At 51.2% G+C, this 5,031-nt stretch carries 2 protein-coding genes; one reads left to right on the top strand and one right to left on the bottom strand.

Annotated features, from left to right (window positions below; all coding sequences use genetic code 11):
• The coding region (locus ACETWG_08335) for a carboxypeptidase regulatory-like domain-containing protein (GenBank protein ID MFB0516598.1) at positions 1–3,293 on the bottom strand (3,293 nt) is incomplete at its 3' end.
• 473 nt (positions 3,294–3,766) lie between these two features.
• Between ACETWG_08335 and ACETWG_08330 the strand changes: the two genes are divergently transcribed.
• The coding region (locus ACETWG_08330; protein MFB0516597.1) for a carboxypeptidase regulatory-like domain-containing protein at positions 3,767–5,031 on the top strand (1,265 nt) is incomplete at its 3' end.

Below are 5,031 nucleotides of genomic sequence, written 5' to 3'. Positions count from 1 at the left end.
CCGAAATAAATATCTCTCGGATTTAGGAAGGTAAAGTAGGTCTGGTTAGGCATGTCGATGTAGGCCTTGGTATCCAGAATCTCTTGAATCTGATTGTCGGAGGCCTTCTGCCACTCACCATCCACGTACTGCATGTACTGTTCCTCATCGGCAGTATAATAGTACATCTCTCTATTTGTGGAAGCAGGTGTCTCCGGCAGTCTTTCAGCACTTGCTACCCATTCAATGGGTACAAACTCCACCCCGCGCTGCCTAACATCTCCAGGCTGGTCATCACCGGGTATCCCAGCGTAATTGGGTCCCAGCTTTTCTATAACCTCTTCCGGCAAGTGGAGCGAGAACATATAATAATCATAATCATATTTATTATAAAAAGCCTCGTTGGAAAAGATTTTGAAATTGAACAGATTGGAGATATCCATGAAGAAGGTGGCACTCAGGTTCTGGAAGGCAAAGGTTTTCGATACCTTCAGGTCGACGTTGGCATACGGTTTCCAGCGGACATTGGGTTCCAATCCACGAATATTATTGGGATTCCAGGTGAACCAGTTTCCACCGGTCCACCATCCGAGGAAGTTGAAGAGCCAGCCGCCAAAGGGCTGCTGCCTGGCGATGGCAGGACCGAAGTCACGGGGGGTGTGGAAGGCGATATTAGCCTTGAAACGGGGTCGAGGCAGCGGCTTGCTCTGATCCGGTGGATTATCCTGAATGAACTTATGCGTACTGGCTGGGTTTTCATATATGTAGACCGTTCCCCATTGATCGGCATAACCAAAATTTCCCGACGTGCTGACCCGGTACTCGAAATTGACATTTCCAGTCAGCCACCGGCCGGCGATCTTAGACAGATCAATCTCAAGACCCCGGATATCCTCATAGCTGTTGTTCTCCAGCTGTAAATAACTTTTTTCCCCAATCATACTCTCGTATCGGGTCCAACTCCGCTGATCGGACATGTCCTTGTAATAACCGGCCAGGTGCAAAAGGATGCCCCCACCCAGGGCATGATCATATCCCAGCTCGTAGGAAATAGTCTTCTGCAGCGGCAGAGAAGGATCACCAATCCGTTCCAGGCGATAGGCCGCGCCCCGCTCAACCCGGTAAAGCCCATCAGCAAAGGGCATCTGCAGATAGTGCCCGTAGTTGAAATACAGCTTGGAATTGGCGGTGATGGGATGGGAAATACCCAGACGGGGACTGAGATAGAATTGTGGCTTTACCCGTTCGGTCGGAAACTCTAACTCCTTTTCAGGCGTATAGGAGGCAAAATAAAAATCCAGGTCAAAGGGCCCCTCAGGGGCGTACCATTCCCCATTGGGATCAATGTATTCCGCCGTAAGACCGAGCAGCGCAATAAAGCCCTTGGTTTCCAACTTATCCTCAAAGTAAAGGGTACCGCGGATTGGGAATCGTTCAAAGGGCGGATTATTTATAAAATCGGGGTCGTTGCTGGTCCCTATCCATCTGTTTCCTTCGGGAAGAGCCTTGTTGATAGTCCCATACCGGGTATCAAATTGGTCATAGACAAACTCCAGACCGGTGGAAATCTCATGCAGCGGTGTAACCTGGCTGGAGAGATTTAACTTGAGGGTAGTGGTGGCGAAGAAACTCGAATCCCGATAAGTACTCATCGATCCGCCCATACCCATACCATCACCAATGGCAAATGTAGGATCCGTGTCAAACCCCACCGGGGCTTCGTCAACCAAGTAGCCAGAACCCTCAATCAACTCATGCGTTGCACCACTCCGTGCGGCTCCAGGTCCAGCCCGGTAGCTCTTCGCAACCCGTTTAATCAGTAACTCATAATAGGTACGCGGGTTGAGCAAATGAGTCAGCTTGACAGACTGCATGTCGCTGAAAATACTGGTACGGGACCAATACTCGTTCATGTACAAACGCCACGATAGGGTATGTCCGATCTGATCTACAGTACCGGCCACCTGTCCCACCGTTGAGAAATAGGCCGTACCTGGAGTAGAGAAGTAGGCGACGGAGGTGGCCAAAGTTACCCCTTTAAAGCCCATCAGAGTAAGTTTCATATTAGGGGTAATATCGGAAGTCACTTTGAGTAACCAGCTCTGATCGGCTAAGGCATTACGATTTAGAGGGATAAGGTACATATCCTGCACGGCCCGCATAGAGGCATAAAACCGGAGATTGCCCAGGGCCCGACTGACGAAGGGCACCGGACCGCCGAACCCGGCATCAATATTGTAATCGGGTTCGTCAATATCGCCCCGTTTGCGGTGCTGCCAGCGGAACAATTTCTGGGCCGCGTAAGGGCTCATATCGTTGCTGGGATCAGCATCACTGAGGGTATTTTCCGACACCGCGTTCCAGCCCCCTATAAAACTGGGGTACTGTCTCTGGGTGTAGGTGTCCCAGACGGTATGTTCCCCGTCACCGTTATAGTCGGTGAACTCCCCGGCATCGGCGACACCGTTGCCATTGAGATCCTCCCACGGTTCGCCCACGGTGGTACCAGTCCAGCATACAGCTGGATCCATATAAGGGCGCAGCCAGAAAGCGTAGGGATCGTAAGCAGATATGCCAAAGTGCTTGGAGGCCGGCGGGCTGTATTTAATCGTGACCGTGCCACTATAGTAACTCGGATTTCCCTCCTTGGTCACCACATTAATCACACCAGAGCGAACATTATTGTACTCGGCACCAAACCCGCCCTTCTGGACGGAAATTTCAGTCACCGCACTAAGCGGTATCTGGGTCATGGGATTATTGTTCCGGGCATCGCGCAAAGTAATCCCATCCACCATGAACAGCGCCTCTTCGTTCTCACTCCCCCGAATCTCAAGATCGGAAGTGATACCGGCTTCAAGACCGATGACGTCGGAGACACTGATTGCCGGCAGATTGTCAATACGATCAGAGGAGATACTTCGCTGACTGCCGGCCACGTCTTCTTTGATAATCCTGGTCACTGCGGTAACCACTACCTCTTCCCCGACCAGAACTTCCGATTGCATCTGGAAATCAAGGGGGGTAGTAATATCGATCTCTACCCGCACGCCTTGAACGGTATAGTCGGCATAGCCGATGGCGCTGGCAGTGAGGTCATATACACCGGGGGGCACATTCAGGATTACGTAGTACCCGTTTGGGTCACTGGCGGCACCCATGCTGGTCCCACGAATGATAATGTTCACGCCGACGAGGGGCTCGCCAGTATCCAGATCGATGACATGACCAGCAATCTTTCCGGTCGTGCCGGCAAAGGCAACTTGCCAGGAAAAGACAAGCAGTAATGCAGTGAAAAAACCCCTGTTGAGCATGGCCTACTTCTCCCTTTCATCAAATAGTGATGGGTGCCAAAAAGCTACCGCCGGAAGGAGCCTGAAATCTGGTCTATATTCCCCTTCCGGTCACACGCATGGAAGCTAAGTCCTTATGCGAATGTTCTAATCTTGCTCGCTGATATAAACTAACCATGACCTAATTTTATCAAATTAATTATATTCAACGGACTGCTGGGTCAGCTTCCCATCTAGCCTGTTTAACCATATAAAGCTACTATCACCAATTTCAATTACCAATATATTGTTAATTCACTATTGGGGTGGTACGGATAAAAGTATCTTAAGAGGTGGTATTTTTCTATAGTAACTTAATCGGTAAGCATTGAAGTTGTAGATCTGGAATCAGGAAGCTTGGCGATAGTTTGGCAAAATCATACTGTTATATCTTTTCTGTATTCCCATACGCATGAATATAAAGGAAGTAACATATATCACTTAGGATGGTAACCATGACGCGATTTCCACCGAAGATTCACCTCCGATCGCTCCCCGGGAAACTGCCTGGTCACTTAATGATCCTACTGACGCTCAGTCTCTGGATATTGATAGCCAGTGGGGTCCCGGTTTATGGTGCCAGCGGCCGGATTACGGGGAGAGTGACCGATGCGGCCACTGGAGAGGCGCTGGTCGGTACGAATATCATCCTGATCGAGCGCTGGCAGAATGAAGTGGCGGTACCCATTGATCTTCCGCAAGGCGCCTTTACCGACGCCAATGGCTACTACACCATATTGAATGTCAGTCCCGGCCTTTACAACCTGAAAGCAACCATGATCGGATACAGCCCGGTCATCAAAACAGGTGTCCGGGTGAATCTCGACCGGAACATAGTAGTGGATATCTCCATGAGCACGGAGGTTCTGGTCGGCGAGGAAGTGATGGTGGAGGCGCAGCAGCCGGTAGTGAAGCCTGACGTGTACGGAACCGTTGAGACCATCACCACAGAGCGCCTCACTCAGGCTCCCTTCGAGCGGGTCGATGAATTCATGGACAAAATGAAAGGCATCGAGCTCACTGACGACAATACCGGCCATGGCCTCAGCATACGTGGCGGGGACATCCGGGAAACGGACATTATGATCGACAACATTTCAGTGCGGGATACCCGCTCCGAAAACTCCTACCTGAACTTCAACACCTCTACGGTGGAGGAAATCCAGGTCAAGACGGGAGGATTCGAGGCCAAATATGGTGGCATTCAGTCGGGTCTGGTGAACGTGATCACAAAGGAAGGCAGCCGGGACCGCTACAGCTTAAACCTGGAGGTCAGCCAGGTTCCCGCCGGTCAACCGCGGTTTTTTAGCACCAACCCCTGGAGCAAGGATTCACCCATTTACCGGGTCTTCGCCGGCGACTATGCCATGAATGGGGTGCGCGACTCAGCCTGGGGGGTGGACATACCGAAGGACAGCAAGTTCACGACGTTTAAAGGCTGGACGAATCGGCGCGCTCAACCGACCGTCCTGAATCCCTACCAGCGACAGCAGCTCTGGCTCATGCACCATCCCCTCCATGATGTGGCCACCAAACCGGATTACTATGTCGAGGGAGCCTTAACCGGTCCCTTGCCGGGAGCGTTTATCCCACTTTTCGGAAAATATGCCGAGAAGACTACTTTCCTATTGGGTGCAAAGTATGAATCTACCCAGTATGCGTTCCCTATCGGTCCGCGAGACAGCTACGAGGATTGGAATGCCCAATTGAAGCTCACTAC

Source organism: Candidatus Neomarinimicrobiota bacterium (genome assembly GCA_041862535.1).
Lineage (GTDB): Bacteria > Fidelibacterota > Marinisomatia > SCGC-AAA003-L08 > TS1B11.
Note: the sequence above shows the minus strand (reverse complement) of the source record. Positions and strands in the feature narration are given on the sequence as shown.